We start from the raw sequence: 14,959 nt of genomic DNA on the forward strand, positions 1-14,959 counted from the left end.
GGAAAGGGTATGGAGACCTGGCTGCTGCATCGTCATGCCTCAACGGGCGCGCTGCTGTTGCTTTGCGGGCTGCCCCTGCTGCTGGCGGGCTTGGCGCTGCTGTCACGGGATATCGTATTGTCGGACCAGTTCGCGTCGGACGTTCTGCTCAACCTGTCCGGCGCTTGGCACCTGAATTCCGGCCATCGTCAGCATGTTGATTTTCATGCTGCCGTAGGATCACTGAATTTCCTGATGAGCCTGGCCGGCTTCCAGATCGTCGGCTTCAAGGCGTCGGCCTTCCTGGTTGGGCAGATGCTGATGGCGCTGCTTCTCTCCGCCATGGCGGTCATGGTGGTGGGCCGGCGCTTGCCCCTGGGGCCCTCAGTGGTCTTCGTCCTATACGTGACACTGCTGGCGATGATGCCGACGAATGTCGGCAACTATCCCGACTCATTCACTTTTGCCGCCGCCTATAACCGCCATGGCTGGAGTGCCATCAGCATTCTCTGCCTGATCCTGTTCGCCCCACCCCGCCCTTCGAAGGCGGGCGACATGGTCGATATCGCCTGTGGATTGCTGCTGCTGCTGGCCATGTTCTATCTGGACATCGCCTATTGCTTGGCCGGGATCTGCGCGTTGGTGCTGGCCCTTTGGATCAGCGGCCATGCGCGGGCGCGATGGTGGGCGTGGGCCGCCGTGGGGTTGCTGGTCCTGGCCAATGCCGCCACCGCGTACGGCCACGCCTATCTGACCGATATCCAGGGCGCGTTTGTTTCCCAACCGGACCGGATGGGGGTGAAGCGCCTGCTGGTCGCGGGCGTGCTGGGCAACGCTACCGAGCTTTCGATCCATGGCGCCGGCCTGATCACCGCGATCTGGCTTTGGCGGCAGGGGCGGGTAACGATGGCGCTGCCCCTGACCACATTGTTCCTGATTGTCGCCGCCATTCTGCTGTTCGCGCAGACCATGCAGCTGCGTGGCCTGCCGCTGGGGGCGGTCATCCCATTCCTTCTGTATGGCGCGCTGTTGCCCTTTCGGGGGCCGTCGGGATGGGTGGTTCCCGTGCTGCTGCTGGCGATGCCGGCTGTAACGGCCCTGACAGCGATGTACACAATCGCCGACTATGTCATCACCACGCCCCGGTCCGAAAGGCTGTTGATCTCACGGGTCAACGATACGCGTGATCTTGCCATGCCACTGCCGTCCGACATGCCCGCCTCTCCACTGGAGCGGGCCACGTATTTCAGCAGCTTGCTGGAGGCGGCATCATTGTTCTCCCCTGCACGCTACCCGTCGGGCAGGATTGTGGTGATCGACCGCATCAATCCGCTGCCCTTCATCCTGGGCTTCCCGCCACCGCGGGGTGGGGACCTGTTCTGGGACCGGGGATCCCCGCCCCGTCCAGCGGAAGAGATACTGGGTGATGCCGACTATGTGCTGGTTCCCACGAAATCTTTCTCCTCGCCGCGGCTGACCAGGGTCGCCTCGGAACGGTTCACCCCTTATCTGACGGCGCATTTTCCGATACGCGAGGAAGCGGATTCATGGATATTGTACGCCCGTGTGGCACCGCGGGGGTGAGAGGTTACCGTGGATGATAAGGCGCAGATCGGCCTGACGGCGCGCCCGCCCTACTTGTCCTCTTCCCCAGGGACGCTCATTCTGTTGGCCGGGCTGCCGCTGCTGTTGGCGGGCTGGGCGCTGCTGGCACCGGACATCGTGCTGTCGGATCACAATGTCCTCGACCTTTTGTTCAACCTGTCTGGTGCCTGGCAATTCCAGTCCGGCCGTGTCCAGCATGTGGATTTTCATGACGCCATCGGGCCGTTGAACTTCCTGCTGACCCTGGCCGGCTTCCAGATCGTCGGTTTCAAGGCATCGGCCTTCCTGGTCGGACAGTTATTGATCGCAATGGTCCTGTTCGGGGTGGCCACGGCTGCGGCGTACCGGCGTTTGCCTCTGGCAGCGTCGGTGGTGTTCGTCCTGTTCGTGACATTGCTGGCGATGATGCCGACGAATGTCGGTCAGCCTTTGAACGCTTTCACCTTTGCCATGGCCTATAATCGCTACGGCTGGAGTGCTATCAGCATCCTCTGCTTGATACTGTTCATCCAGCCCCGCCCGTCGAGGGCTGGTGACGTGGTCGATATGGGCTGCGCATTGCTGCTGTTGCTGGTGATGTTCTATTTGAAGATCACCTATTTCCTGGTTGGAATCGGCGCACTCGTCCTGGCTTTGCTGATCAGCAGCCATGTGCGGGTGCGTTGGCGGGCATGGAGCGTCATGGTGCTGCTGGCCTTGGGCAACGCCATTGCCCCCCACAGCCATGGTTACCTGGCCGACATCCATTGGGCGATCCTTTCCGACCTGCCGCGCACGGGTCTCAGGCGGCTGCTGGTGAGCGTGCTGCGGAACGGCGCCGAACTTTCCATCTACGGCTGCGGACTGATCGTTGCGACCTGGCTATGGCAGCAAGGACGGGCGACGGCGGCACTGCCCGTGGCCATGCTGTTCCTGATCGGCGCGGCCATCATACTGTTCTCGCAGAATACGCAGGAAATGGGCTTGCCGCTTGGGGTTGTTACCCTGTTCCTCCTTTACGGCGCGCTGCCCCCCCTTCGCAACCCATCGGGGTGGGTGGTTCCAGCGGTGTTGCTGGTGATGCCGGCCATGACGGCCCTGGCGGCGGCAGGTACCATCGCCAGCTATTTCATCTTGGCGGTTCCATCCGACAGGCTGTTGATCGCCGAGGTCGCCCAGGCGCGCGGCATCGCCGTGCCGTTGCGGGCCGAAGGCGAGAATGACCTGCGGTCACAGACTGTCTATCTCGCCAGCGTGTTGGACGCGGCGTCGCTTTTCGCACCGGACCGGCATCCGCCCGGCAGGATACGGGTGGTCGACCGCGTCAATCCGCTGCCTTTCATGCTGGGTTTTCCGCCGCCGCATGGTGGTGATGTGTTCTGGGAACCCACCGCTCCTCCCCGACCGGTGGAGGAGATGCTGGGGGATGCCGACTACGTGCTGGTTCCCACTAAATTCTCCTCCGCACCGGCCCTGACCAGGGCCGCCCAAAAGCGGTTCGCCCCCTATCTGCAGAAGCACTTCATGGTACGGGAGGAAACGGAGTACTGGATACTGTACACCCGTCAAACGGTGCGCTGATGACCATACGGTGAGGTTCCAGGAAGCCTGGGAAACAGCTGCCTTACGCAGCTTGGGAATGCGCCGTTCCACCGTACCGGTCCGCGTCTCCCAGTTCCGCTCCCGATAGCTGTTGCGCTGAACCAGTTGACCGGATGCTGAGAACGCCATCCGAATGCCTCACGCCATGATGTTCTCCATTTGTCCGCTTAGCGTGGTTTTTCACCCCTTCTATGTCGTGACCCCCGCAGAAGCGGAATTCGTGGTTTGGATACATGTTGTGATATCTGTGTATTTGTATATGCCATTCTCTGTATCCAGATATCCCCTCGACAGCTTGACTTGCCGGCGGGCATGACCGATACATGACATTGGTGCCGCCATCCGGCATACGGATGGTTGGCAGCTGTTGCAGCCAGGTTTCAAGGGAAACGCGCGGGCGCGCGTTGGAGGTCGGATGAGCAAGCCCACACACGTAACGCATGCCGAACATGTACGCGTGTCCCTGGAACAGGACATTTTCATGGGCCGCCTGCGTCCCGGTTCCCGCCTGGATGAGGAAATGATCGCCAGCCGCTTCGGCGTTTCGCGCACGCCCGTGCGCGAGGCGGTGCTGCAACTGGTGGAAAGCGGGCTGGTGGAGAAGCGGCCGCGCCAGGGGGCGGTGGTGGCCAGCATGGATATCCGCCGCATGATCCACATGTTCGAGGTCATGTCGGAACTGGAAGGGCTGTGCGCCAAGCTGTCGGCCCGCCGCATGTCACCGGAGGAAAAGGCCAAGCTGGCCGAGGTGCACAAGCTTTCCGAGGAACATTATAATGCCGGCCGGCAGGATGAATATTACGCCACCAGCCGCAAGTTCCACCAGTTGCTGGTCTGGGGCAGCCATAATGACGTGCTGGTGGAGATGACGGACAAGCTTGCCTTGCAGCTGGTCCCCTATCGCCGGTACCAGCTGAACTATCCCGGCCGGGCGGAGGAGAATCTGCGCGACCATGCCGCGATCCTGGACGCCGTGCAGCAGGGCGACCCGGAGGTCGCCTATCGCCGCCTGCGCCAGCACACGACGATCCAGGGTGACATCTTCGCTGAATATATCTCGCTGACCGGACAGCGGGCCGCGGAATAGGCCGAAGACAAACAATGCGATCAGCCCGGCACCGTGCCGTGCCGGGTATGGGAAACATGTGTCTTCGCCGATAGGCATGGCACGGGGGATGGGACCGGGATGGAACAGGCCGACCGTTACGACATCGTCATCGCCGGGGCCGGACAGGCGGCGGCGCAATGCGCGCAATCCCTTCGCCAGGGTGGCTTCACCGGTACCATCGCCCTGATCGGGGATGAGGATTGCGGGCCGTACGAGCGCCCGCCCTTGTCCAAGGAATATCTGGCCGGCAAGCGCGAGGCGGCGCGCCTGCTGTTGCGCAAGCCGGACTATTGGACAGACAAGGGCGTGGCCCTGCTGACCGGCCGCCGGATCATCGGGCTGGACCGCGCGGCACACAGCCTGACCCTGGCCGATGGCGGGCAGGTCGGTTACGGCAAGCTGGTCTGGGCCACCGGCGGGCGGCCGCGCCCCCTGTCGTGCCCCGGTGCCGGGCTGGCCGGCGTGCATGCCATCCGCTCCATCGCCGATATCGACGGGCTGAAGGCCGATCTGGTACCCGGTGCCAGGGTGGTGATCATCGGTGGCGGCTATATCGGGCTGGAAACGGCGGCGGTGCTGCGGGGCCTGGATTATGCGGTGACGGTGCTGGAGGCACAGGAACGGCTGCTGGCCCGTGTCACCTCCCCGCCCGTCTCCGCCTTTTTCGCCGGGCTGCACCGGGGCCAGGGTGTCGATCTGCGCCTGTCGGCCCAGGTGGCGGCACTGCTGGGCGACGGGCGGGTGACGGGGGTCAGTCTCTCAGACGGCACCGAAATTCCGGCCGATATCGTCATTGTCGGCATCGGCATCCTGCCCAATGTCGAAGTGCTGGCTGCGGCTGGTCTGCCCTGCCCCAACGGGGTGGCGGTGGATGCGCTGTGCCACACGGATGATCCGGACATCCTGGCCATCGGCGATTGCGCCCTGCATCCCAACGCATTCGCCGGCCGGGCGATCCGGCTGGAATCGGTACAGAACGCCGTGGACCAGGGCAAGTGCGCCGCCGACACGCTGCTGGGACTGGAAAAGCCCTACACCGCCCTGCCCTGGTTCTGGTCCGACCAGTATCAGGTGAAGATGCAGGCGGTGGGGCTGGCGATCGATTACGACCAGCTGGTGTTGCGCGGCGATCCGGCGGGTGCCGGCTTCTCCGTGCTCTATCTGCGCGGCGGGCGTCTGGCGGCCATCGATTGCCTGAACAGCCCGCGCGACTTCATCCAGGCCAAGGCGTTGATCACGGGCGGTACCAAGGTGGATACCGCCCGCGCCGCCGACCCGGCGGTGCAGTTGAAGGAGCTGGCTTCGGTTTAACCCTTCGCCACCGCCCCTTTCAGCGCCCCGGCAATGGCGTCTCGCAGCGGGTGGGGCTGGAAGTCGCTGCCATAGGGGCAGCAGCGGAAGGGCTGCTTGTCGGCGCGGGGGGTCAGGCCCTGCAGCCAGGAGAACTTGTCCACCATGCCCCAGACCAGCACATCGCCCATCTGCTTGTACGACAGCATCAGGTCCAGGTAGGCGCGGCTGTAATCGGCGACACCCTTGTCGCGCAGGGCGATGTCGGTGGGCAGGCCCTTGTCGTTGACGTCGAATTCGGTGATCAGCAGGCCGTAGCCCATGCCCACCACCTCGTCCAGGAAGCGGCGCCAGGCGGCCTCGTCATATTTCGGCCCGCCTTCCACCACCATGATATGCGACTGCACGCCCAGGGCATCGACCGGGGTGCCGCGCTTGCGGAACCCTTCCAGCAGGCGCAGCACGCCGTCGCGGTGCTTCTCGTGCCCGGGTTCCCAACTCATATAGTCGTTATAGATCAGTTGGCCCTGGGGCAGCACCTCGCGCGCCTTGTGGAAACTGAGATCCAGGATCCTCTCCGCCGGCACATGGCGGGTAAACGGCGTGTCGCGCAGGCCGCCCGTATCGGCATCCACCGCCTCGTTCACCACGTCCCAACTGGTGATACGGTCCTTGTAGGACCCGGCGACCATGGCGATATGGTCGGCGATCATCTTCTCCACGGCCTGCGCCGGCTTGGCCCCGAAATCATGCTTGTCCAGCCAGGCGGGCAGCCAGCGCGGATGATGCCACAGCAGCGTGTGGCCGCGGAAAGCCAGTCCCTTCTCCTTGGCGAAAGCCAGCAGCCGCTCCGCCGCCTCGAAATTATAGACATCGGCCGAGGGCCGCAGCGCCCCCCATTTCAGCTCGTTCTCCGGCACCAGCAGCCCGCATTCGGCCACCAGCAGGTCGCGATAGGCGACGTCGGCGAAGGACCCGGTCAGGGTACCGGGCTTGCCCGTGCCCACGGTCGATCCGAACCGCCGTCCCTTGGCCTGGGCCAGATCGTTCAGCGAGGGACCGGGCGCGGTGGCCAGCGCTGGCAACGATGCGGCGGCAGAAACGGCGAGCGCGCGGGTCAGGACCTGGCGACGGGTCAGGTGGGGGTTCATCGGGCATCTCCCAGGGTGTGATTATTGTTAGCGGTATCATATCAGGATATGGACGGACGGGAAACCCAATTCCCCCGCGTCCACACCCTCACCGATACAGCAACACACCATTGCCGAACGTTCGACAATCAGTGCCGGTAGATATCCCGGCGATTGCCGATGCGCACAATCAGGATACGAACTTGGCGGTCATCGATCTCGGCGATGATCCGATAATCGCCGACCCGGTATTTCCAAAACTCACCCAGCGGGCTGCGCAAAGCTTCGCCGATGCTGCGAGGGTCTTCCAACGGCTGTACCCGTTGAAAAAGGAACTTCAGAATACGCCGCGCTTCCGCGGTGCCCAGCTTTTGCAGCTCCTTCTCCGCAGCGGCTGACAGCGTGATATTCCAGGCCATGACGAGCCCCCTTCAACAACGCCCGGTCAAAGCCTGCGGGGGAGCCCCGCAAACACCCAACGCACCGTTTTCATTCAGGATCGGCGCCATAGCGGCGCATCAGTTCTTCCAGGGACGTGGTGGTACTGCGGCCCGCCCGAACGGCCTCCAGCTCGGCCTGGGCAAGATAGGCGTCCTCCATATCCTCCATGTGCTTCTCGATTGCTTCACGGATGTAGAAGGCTTTCGAGCGGCCCGTCGCCTTGGCCAAGGCGTCCAGCCGGCTTTCGATATCTGCGTCAAGGCGAATGCTGACAGGCATGGGGTGTTCTCCAATTCCTTGCGATACATGTATCGCAAATGCCGTCAACGCACCACGCCTAAGCAAAGTGCGGTAACGCAGGCACCCTCACCGATACCGGTACAGCCGCACCCGCTGCACGGTGAAATCCCCCGGCGGCAAACGGATATGCCGGCCCTGGTGGGTCTGGTCGCCATTCATCAGGCGGCCGGCCACCCATTTTCCATTGTCGAAATGCCCTTCCCAGGCGCTTTCGATGCCGGCGATGGGGGCTCCCGGCGTTACGGGCTCGAAGGTCACGGTCAGGCCGGAACCGGCGATGTAGAACTCATCCGGCCCCACCTGGATGATCAGGCCGCCATGGCCCCGGCTGTTCTGGTCCGTCTTGGACGTCCAGGGATCGACATAGGCGACGTTGAACTTGTAATCGTTTCCTCTTGGGCGAATATATTATGATTAATATTACTATTTTTCCGGACGTGCAGAGACGCATTTCGGGTCGCATCGCTGATGCCCTCGCCCGCTTGGCGGGAGAGGGCAGTTACACGGAATAAGAAAGGGCGGCCCGTTCACACGGACCGCCAGTTGGGCCGGCTATCGGGGAGACAGGCCGTCCCTTGAGGGAGGTATCAAACGCCGTATCAGAGCCGGCCGCGCAGGCCGATCATGAAGGTCCGGCCGGGCGTGTACTGGGTGAAGGTGGCATTCTCGAACTGGAAGTAGCTGCGCTGCTTCGCGTTGGTGAAGTTGGTCACGTCAAAGGTGATCTGCGGCAGACCTTCACGCTTCAGGATCTCGTTCAGGTCGAGGCTGGAGGAGAAGTCCCACTGCCGATAATCGTCGCTGAACAAGGCGGCGGCGGCGATGCCGTTCTGGTTCAAGCCACTGGTCTGCGACCCTTTGGTGAAGGTCTGCGACACGCGGGCCGAAATGCCGCCATGCTCGTAATAGCCGGTGACGTTGTAGGTATATTCCGCCACGCCGATGGCCACGGCCGGGGCCGCCCCCTTGCCCTTCTGGTCGATGATGGTCGCATTGGCCAGGAAGCCCAGGCCCGGCACGATATCTTCCAGCAGGAAGTCCAGCGGCTGCACCCAGTTGAATTCCAAGCCGTTGACCGTCAGGCGGCCTTCGGCATTGACTTGCTGTTGCAACCCGACAATGGCTGAAGCCGGACCACCGCGGGAATTGATGGCGGCCTGCTGTGTCGGACTCAGGCTTTCAAAGGTCACGCCATAGGTCGCCAGCGCCGAGAAAGGCGTGTCGACGGTACGCAGAACCGTGAATCCCTCAATCGACTTGCGGAAGGCCGCCACGCCGATATAGCCCTCCCGGCCCGTGTAATATTCAAAGCCCAGGTCGATATTGTCCGAGAGATAGGGCGCCAGTCCCGAATTGCCCACCGTCCCCACATCCGCCGATGGCGAGGAGAAGTTCAGGCCCGGCAACTGCGCATTCGGGTCGGGTCGGGTCATGGTCCTGGAGGCGGCCACGCGGACGACGGCATTGTCGGCGACGTTATAGGCGGCCGAGGCGGACGGCAGCCAGTTGTCGTATTTGTTGCTGACATAGACGAAGTTCACGACATTCGGATAGCGGCCGCCATCGGGCAGGGTGCCACCAGGCAAGTCCTTGCGATCGTTGCGCGGATCGGTCACGGACACGCGACCGCCGACCTTCTGGTCGGTCTGGACCCAGCGCAGGCCGACATTGAAGCGCAGATCGTTGCCATCGACCTGCTGCACGCCGTTCACTTCGCCATAGGCGCCCAGGGTCTTCTCCCCGATGAAACCGCCCGACGCACCGGTATTGGATGAACCCGCCTCCGGCGAAGCATCGTGGAACTGGTCATACTTGCTGTCAGCCTTGAACTTGTCCCAGTCCACGGTAAGGAAGCCGAACTTGCCCGGCTTCAGATAGTTTGCCAGCGACGCGCTGGGGATCAGCGAGCCGCCATAGGTGACGCCACCGGTCTGGCCGGCCGTATAGTTCGTGCCATAGCCCGGATAGGTGGGGTAGCCGGCAGGCGCCGCGCCCGGCTGGTTCAGGCCGGAGCAGGGCGGCTGGCTGTTCGGGTTGGGCACAAAGATCGACGGGTTGTTGCCGCAGACGGCGTTCTGCCAGGCCTGGGTATTGTCATAGGCGGTGATGCGGCGGGAGACGTCGTCATAGGCACCGCCGACCTTCACATTCAGGGCATCGTCACCCCAGGTCAGGTTGGCGCGGGCACCCTTGGTTTCGGTCTCGCGGCGTTCATCCTGCATGTTGACGCGGCCACCGGCCCAGCCGAACTGCTTGGGATCGTTCAGGTCGATATTGGTGGAGATGTCGGGAACGCCGCCACCGTTCTTGTAGGTGACGGTCACGCCGGAGCTGGCCGGCGTCAGCGGGCCGACGGTGGGCGATTCACGATGGAAGGTGGACTTGGTGTAGTTCGCCTGCATGTCGAACTTCAGATCCTCGGTGATCTGATAGTCGAAGCCGGGATTGACGCCATAAAACTCGGTGTCTTCCAGGAACGGACGATATTCCAGGAAGAACTGGGCATTGGCGAAGGTCGCCTCCGTCACCACGCAGCCGGCGGAGCAGTCGGTGCGGTCCACCTTCATGTTGATCGGGATCATGGCGCCGTTACGGCCGATCCAGTTCATGTCCACGCGTTCCAGATCGTTCTTTTTCTTGCCGTACATGCTGTCGACATAGAAATGCAGGTCCTCGGTGGCCTGCAGCTCGAACGCGGCGATGGCGTTGATCCGGTCGCGGGTGCCGAAAATCTCCGCCGGGCGGCCCAGGCGCGGGATGAGGGCATTGTCGATCTGCTGGAGGGTCAGGCCGGGGTTCAGCGCCAGCAGGGCTGCGCGATCCAGGGTGGCACCCGTGGTCAGCCCGTTGCCGGCATTGGCGGGAATGGTGCCGGGCAGGGACCAGTTGTTGCCCCCGATGCTGGTGCTGGTGACGCCGGGGACGTTGACGGCGCAATGGGAAGCCCCGCCGCACTGTGCCGCCGTCAGGCTGGCATTGGTCCAGCCGATGGTCTCGAAGCCCGGCGTGCTGACCTGATTGCGCACGGCGGCCACGCCGATCAGGGCGCCGAAATTGCCCCAGGTATTGCTGGCCAGCGCAGAGGCGCGGCCGCCCCACTTGTCGGCCTCGCTGTTCTTGGTGCCCTGCATAGAATAGCTGACGCGCGGGCCCTCGCTGTCGAACGGACGGGCGCTGCGCATGTTCACGGTACCGGCGGCCCCGCCCTCCAGCATCCCGGCATTCGGGCTCTTCGACACGGTCAGCTGCGAGAACAGCTCCGTGGGGAACAGGTCCAGATCGACCTCGCGGTTCGTGCTCTGCGCGTCGGTGCGGCCGGTGGAGGCCACGGCGACGGGCGCGCCGTTCAGCAGAACCTTGGTGAAATTGGTGCCCAGGCCGCGGATGGCGATGCTCAACCCTTCGCCCGAGACTTCGCGGCTGATGGTGATGCCGGGAACGCGGTTGAAGCTCTCGGCGATGTTGGTGTCGGGGAACTTGCCGATATCCTCGGCGAAGATGCTGTCCTGGAAGCCGGTGGCGTTGCGCTTGTCATTGGTGGAATTGGCCAGGCTCGACCGGAAGCCGGTCACCACGATCTCTTCCAGCGTGTCGGCGCCGCTGCCGCCGGATACGCTCTGCGCCTGACCGGGCAGGGCGAAGCCCGCCGCCAGGCAACTGGCCGCCAGCAGCAGGGCCTTGGCCGGCCGTTGGTTGGAACGGTTTGCAATCTTGGTCATGTTCACTCCCTCCCTTTGATGCCGCCGTTCGTGCGGCTTTGGGTTCAGAACGTTGATACCGCTAACAATTTTAAACGCAGCCGGTGCCGTAACATGGGCCTGGATGTCAGGTCCGATCCGTTACGGCGACGGTTCCTCAACCACCGCCGGCGCCAGACGCGGCGACAGCAGATGCAGCAACAGCAGGGCCAGCGGATAGGCGCCGGCCGCCACCAGCAGGATGGGGGTGTAGCTGCCGGTTGTATCCAGCACCCATCCCGTGAACTTGGACATCAGCATGCCGCCCACGGCCCCGGCCATGCCGCCGATCCCCACCACCGACGCTACGGCGGCGCGGGGGAACAGGTCGGATGGCAGGGTCAGCAGGTTGGCGGAGAAACCCTGGTGCCCGGCCGTGGCCAGCCCCAGGATCAGCACCGCCACCCACAGGTTCGAGACCGAGGTGGCGAGCACCACGGGCAGCACGAAGGCGGCACAGGCCAGCATGGCGAACTTGCGGGCACCATTGACGCCCATCCCGCCCTTCATCAGGCGCGACGAGAACCAGCCGCCCGCCACCGACCCGACATCGGACAGGATGTAGATGGCGACCAGCGGCGGCCCGAAGCCTTTCAGGTCCAGCCCATAGGTGCGCGACAGGAAGTCGGGCAGCCAGAACAGGAACAGCCACCAGACCGGATCGGTCAGGAACTTGGCCCCCGCATAGGCCCAGGTCTCCCGCCGCTTCAGCAGCACCGACCAGCCGATGCGATGGGTCAGCGGCGGTTCGGCATCCGACCGGATATGGGCCAGTTCTTCCGCCGAAATGGTCTTGTGCGTCTCCGGCGTGCGGTAGAAGGCCAACCACGCCCCCAGCCAGACGAAGGACAACAGGCCCGTGACCACGAACGCCGCCTGCCAGCCCCAGGTCAGCGTGATCACCGGCACGATCAGCGGCGTGATGATGGCGCCGATATTGGCCCCGGCATTGAACAGACCCACGGCCAGGGCACGTTCCTTCTTGGGGAACCAGTCGGCCACGGCCTTCAGCCCGGCCGGGAAGTTGCCCGCCTCACCGGCGCCTAAGAACAGCCGGGCCGCCATGAACTGCGCCAGGGTGGATGCGGCGGCATGGGCGATATGGGCGAAGTTCCACACGGTGAAGGCCAGCGCATAGCCCCAGCGGGCCCCGATCACATCGATGAAGCGCCCGAACAGCAGATAGAAGACGGCATACGCGGCCTGGAAGGTGAAGACGATGTCGGCATAATCCGTCTCCGTCCAGCCGAACTCCACCGACAGGATCGGCTTCAGCAGGCCCAGCATCTGCCGGTCGACATAATTGATCACCGTGGCCGCGAACAGCAGCGCCACGACGATCCAACGTCGGCCAAGGCGGGTGGTGGTCTGCATGGGCGTCGGGGTCCTTCAAGGCAAGGAGAGGGCGTTCACCGACGCGGGTGTGCGGCGGTGGGGGAGGTGGATATGGTGCTTGGACTACCTAACTAACCTGCGCTCCCTCTCCCGCAAGCGGGCGAGGGCGTAACATCATCACCAATTCCACATGCTGCCGTCGCGCAACCGGGCGACGGGCAGGTACGCCGGCGTGTAGGGGTATTTCGCGGCCAGTTCCTCGTCGATATCCACCCCATGGCCCGGCACTTCGCCCGGGTACAGGTACCCGTCCTTGAAGCTGTAGGCATGGGGGAACACCGCGTCGGTCACTTCCGCATGGATCATGTATTCCTGGATGCCGAAATTCGGCACCCAGCTGTCGAAATGCAGGGCCGCCCCCATGCAGACGGGCGACAGGTCGGTGGCGCCATGACAGCCGGTGCGCACCTGGTACAGATCGGCCAGGGTGGCGATGCGGCGCAGATGCGTGATGCCGCCGGCATGGACCAGGGTGGCGCGGATATAGTCGATGAGCTGGTTCTGGATCAGCTCCCGGCAATCATGGATCGAATTGAACACCTCGCCCACCGCCAGCGGGGTGGTGGTGTGCTGGCGGATCAGGCGGAAACTCTCCTGGTTCTCCGCCGGTGTCGGGTCCTCCATCCAGAACAGCCGATAGGGTTCCAGCGACTTGCCCAGCCGGGCCGCCTCGATCGGGGTCAGCCGGTGATGCACGTCGTGCAGCAGGTGCAGGTCCCAGCCGAACTTGTCACGCACCGCCTCGAACAGCTTGGGCGCGAAATCCAGATAGGGCTCGGTCGCCCACAGCGTCTCGTCGGGCGTGCCGGCGCGGATGGCGGGTTCATACGCCTCCCCCTTCTGCACGCCATAGACCTTGTCCAGGCCCGGCACGCCGGTCTGCACGCGGATGGCCTTGAACCCCTTCTCCTTGTAATAGGCGACGCGGTCCAGCGCCTCGGGCACGTCGCGGCCATTGGCATGGGCATAGACCATCACGCCCTCGCGGCTCCTGCCGCCCAGCAGCTGATAGAGCGGCATGCCGGCCGCCTTGGCCTTGATGTCCCACAGCGCCATGTCCACGGCCGCGATGGCCGACATGGTGACGGGGCCGCGGCGCCAATAGGCACCCTTGTACAGATACTGCCAGATATCCTCGATCTGATGGGCATCGCGGCCGATCAGGCACGGGATGACATGGTCGGTCAGATAGCTTTCCACCGCCAGTTCACGCCCGTTCAGGGTTGCGTCACCGATGCCGTAGACGCCCTGATCCGTGACGATCTTCAGCGTCACGAAGTTGCGTCCCGGCGAGGTGACGATGCAATAGGCATTGGTGATGCGCATCGACGGCGGCTCCCCCGGTCCCCTGCCCTTATGGCGGGTCCGGAATGTCATGGTTGAACAGGGCGGGAAACCGCTTCTCCAGCTCCGGCAGCGAGGCCAGGATTTCCCGCAGATGGGTGCGCATGGCCGCCTGCGCCGTATCGGCGTCATGGGCGGCGATGGCATCCACGATGGATGTATGCTGCGCGATCAGGCGCGGCAGCGGCGTGGCATCGGTCATGGACAGGTATCGGGCCCTGTCCATCTGGGCCTTCGTCTCCTCCACCACGCGCCAGGCATAGTCGCACCCGACCGACAGCGCGATGGAGCGGTGGAAAGCCTCGTCCAGCTCCATGAAACGGGCATGGTCGCGCTCCTCGATGGCGCGGGCCTGCTGCTTCAGGTTGACACGGAAATCATCGATATGCCGGGGCGTGGCCTCCGCCGCCGCACGGGCAACAACGGCCATTTCCACGGCTTCGCGCACGAAACGGGCGTCGAACACTTGGCGGACCGAAATCTTGACGATGAAGGAACCGCGCTGCGGCTTGATCTGCAACAGGCCGGCATCCGCCAGCTTGATGAATGCCTCCCGCACCGGCTGACGGCTGACGCCCAGCTGGTCCGCGATCTCCTGCTCCGACAAGGCTTGGCCCGGCAGAAACACCATGCGGACGATGGCGCGGCGCAACTCCCGGAAGACGCGGCGCGCCACCGGTTCGGTGCTGTCCATATCGATCGGCCGCAGGCCGGGCCGTTCCTGGTCCCGTTCCAAGCGCTTCACTCCCTGATATTCATTCCCGAGCCCCGGCCCCGGTATTTCCCGGTCGAGGTTTCGGCGGCAATCATAACAACGCCGTTGCCGTTACCATTCATGTATACTACCATACCAGTGACGGTCAAGAGCGCTGTTGCGGATTTCTGATAGCGCTACCATAATTTCCCGCAAGACAGCTCACCTCGTCATCCCGTCGACAAGCCGGGACCCAGGGGCCAAACGCCCGACCTTACAGCCGCTTTGATCAAGACAGCTTCGAGGTTTGATCCTGTGGCCCCTGGGTCCCGGCTTGTCGCCAGGATGATGAAGA

12 protein-coding genes and 1 pseudogene are annotated in these 14,959 nt (G+C 63.8%); 4 read left to right on the forward strand and 9 right to left on the reverse strand.

The genetic code is table 11. The features are described 5' to 3' along the window. Window positions 1-9: 9 nt before the first annotated feature. Window positions 10-1,563 (forward strand): hypothetical protein, encoded by a 1,554-nt coding sequence (locus ACM9HJ_RS22345; RefSeq protein WP_416573982.1) that lies wholly within the window; start codon window positions 10-12, stop codon window positions 1,561-1,563. A 9-nt stretch (window positions 1,564-1,572) separates the two neighbouring features. Further along, the gene (locus ACM9HJ_RS22350; protein WP_416573983.1) at window positions 1,573-3,144 is read left to right on the forward strand and encodes a hypothetical protein; all 1,572 of its coding nucleotides are present in this window, start codon (window positions 1,573-1,575) and stop codon (window positions 3,142-3,144) included. Here the strand turns inward: ACM9HJ_RS22350 and ACM9HJ_RS22355 are convergent. Further along, a pseudogene (locus tag ACM9HJ_RS22355) lies at window positions 3,137-3,273 on the reverse strand (transposase); the annotation flags it as partial. The gene ACM9HJ_RS22350 and the pseudogene ACM9HJ_RS22355 sit on opposite strands and share 8 nt — an antisense overlap. Window positions 3,274-3,580: 307 nt before the next feature. Between ACM9HJ_RS22355 and ACM9HJ_RS22360 the strand changes: the two are divergent. Together ACM9HJ_RS22360 and ACM9HJ_RS22365 are read left to right on the forward strand one after the other, a co-directional pair. After that, the gene (locus ACM9HJ_RS22360) at window positions 3,581-4,252 is read left to right on the forward strand and encodes a GntR family transcriptional regulator (protein ID WP_416573984.1); all 672 of its coding nucleotides are present in this window, start codon (window positions 3,581-3,583) and stop codon (window positions 4,250-4,252) included. A 99-nt stretch (window positions 4,253-4,351) separates the two neighbouring features. Next, window positions 4,352-5,584, forward strand: coding sequence for an NAD(P)/FAD-dependent oxidoreductase (locus ACM9HJ_RS22365; protein WP_416573985.1), 1,233 nt, complete (start codon window positions 4,352-4,354; stop codon window positions 5,582-5,584). Here the strand turns inward: ACM9HJ_RS22365 and ACM9HJ_RS22370 are convergent. The 8 genes from ACM9HJ_RS22370 to ACM9HJ_RS22405 all read right to left on the reverse strand — a co-directional run bounded on the left by ACM9HJ_RS22370 (window position 5,581) and on the right by ACM9HJ_RS22405 (window position 14,646). Then, the gene (locus ACM9HJ_RS22370; RefSeq protein WP_416573986.1) at window positions 5,581-6,714 is read right to left on the reverse strand and encodes an endo-1,4-beta-xylanase; all 1,134 of its coding nucleotides are present in this window, start codon (window positions 6,712-6,714) and stop codon (window positions 5,581-5,583) included. The two genes, ACM9HJ_RS22365 and ACM9HJ_RS22370, sit on opposite strands and share 4 nt — an antisense overlap. Before the next feature lie 128 nt (window positions 6,715-6,842). Next, a complete protein-coding gene (locus ACM9HJ_RS22375; protein WP_416573987.1) occupies window positions 6,843-7,112 on the reverse strand; it encodes a type II toxin-antitoxin system RelE family toxin in 270 nt (89 codons plus the stop codon). 70 nt (window positions 7,113-7,182) lie between these two features. Then, window positions 7,183-7,413, reverse strand: coding sequence for a DUF6290 family protein (locus ACM9HJ_RS22380; protein ID WP_416573988.1), 231 nt, complete (start codon window positions 7,411-7,413; stop codon window positions 7,183-7,185). Window positions 7,414-7,500: 87 nt separating this feature from the next. After that, window positions 7,501-7,839: a DUF5597 domain-containing protein gene (locus ACM9HJ_RS22385; RefSeq protein ID WP_416574072.1), complete on the reverse strand. Its 339-nt coding sequence runs from the start codon at window positions 7,837-7,839 to the stop codon at window positions 7,501-7,503. Window positions 7,840-8,033: 194 nt separating this feature from the next. Further along, window positions 8,034-11,153 (reverse strand): TonB-dependent receptor, encoded by a 3,120-nt coding sequence (locus tag ACM9HJ_RS22390; RefSeq protein WP_416573989.1) that lies wholly within the window; start codon window positions 11,151-11,153, stop codon window positions 8,034-8,036. Window positions 11,154-11,273: 120 nt separating this feature from the next. Next, entirely contained in the window at window positions 11,274-12,545 is a 1,272-nt protein-coding gene (locus tag ACM9HJ_RS22395; protein WP_416573990.1) for an MFS transporter, read from the reverse strand. Between the two features lie 138 nt (window positions 12,546-12,683). Beyond that, complete coding sequence (gene manD, locus ACM9HJ_RS22400; protein WP_416573991.1) at window positions 12,684-13,892, reverse strand: D-mannonate dehydratase ManD; 1,209 nt, start codon at window positions 13,890-13,892, stop codon at window positions 12,684-12,686. 28 nt (window positions 13,893-13,920) lie between these two features. After that, the gene (locus ACM9HJ_RS22405; RefSeq protein ID WP_416573992.1) at window positions 13,921-14,646 is read right to left on the reverse strand and encodes a GntR family transcriptional regulator; all 726 of its coding nucleotides are present in this window, start codon (window positions 14,644-14,646) and stop codon (window positions 13,921-13,923) included. Window positions 14,647-14,959: the final 313 nt, after the last annotated feature.

It is taken from the genome of Niveispirillum sp. KHB5.9 (genome assembly GCF_048066115.1).
Taxonomy (GTDB): Bacteria; Pseudomonadota; Alphaproteobacteria; order Azospirillales; family Azospirillaceae; genus Niveispirillum.